This window comes from Fischerella muscicola PCC 7414, assembly GCF_000317205.1.
Lineage (GTDB): Bacteria > Cyanobacteriota > Cyanobacteriia > Cyanobacteriales > Nostocaceae > Fischerella > Fischerella muscicola.
In genome coordinates, this window is sequence record NZ_AJLK01000237.1 from 1 (window position 1) to 531 (window position 531).

The window sequence follows — 531 nt, forward strand, 5'->3', positions numbered from 1 at the left end:
AGTAGTACCGACACTGAAATCTAATGTTTAGATCAAGATTACCAAAGCTGCGATAACATTCTAATTCTAAAAATTTTCTCCCATTTCGCTTCAGTTAACAGCTATGAGCAATGCATCTACCCAATGGATTATTCACATGTATGGCTTATCCAAGCAGAGTTAATGAATTTGAGGTCAATTAATGAATGAATTAGTGACGCTATTTTTGGGATTTTGGCAGTTTTTGTGATTTTGCAGACACTTTATGTGCTGGCTTTTGTATCATCAATGAATTTGCCAAGCTCAAAGACTATACAAGACGAGTTGTTACCCAAAGCGGCAGTTATCCTTTCCTTGCGAGGTGCTGATCCATTCTTAACCGACTGTATACGTGCCCTGCTTCAACAAATCTATCCGCAATACAACTTGCACATCGTCGTTGATAGTCAGCAAGATCCAGCCTGGAATATCGTTAACAAAACGATCCAGCAAGCCGGGGCAACACATGTTCAAGTCAACCCTTTAATTGCTCGGCACAACACTTGTAGTCTC

1 protein-coding gene is annotated in these 531 nt (G+C 40.1%); it reads left to right on the top strand.

Annotated elements, in window-relative coordinates; genetic code table 11:
• Positions 1 to 273: 273 nt before the first annotated feature.
• Positions 274 to 531: glycosyltransferase (locus tag UYI_RS39470; RefSeq protein WP_407636607.1), on the top strand; the 258-nt coding region annotated here is incomplete at its 3' end.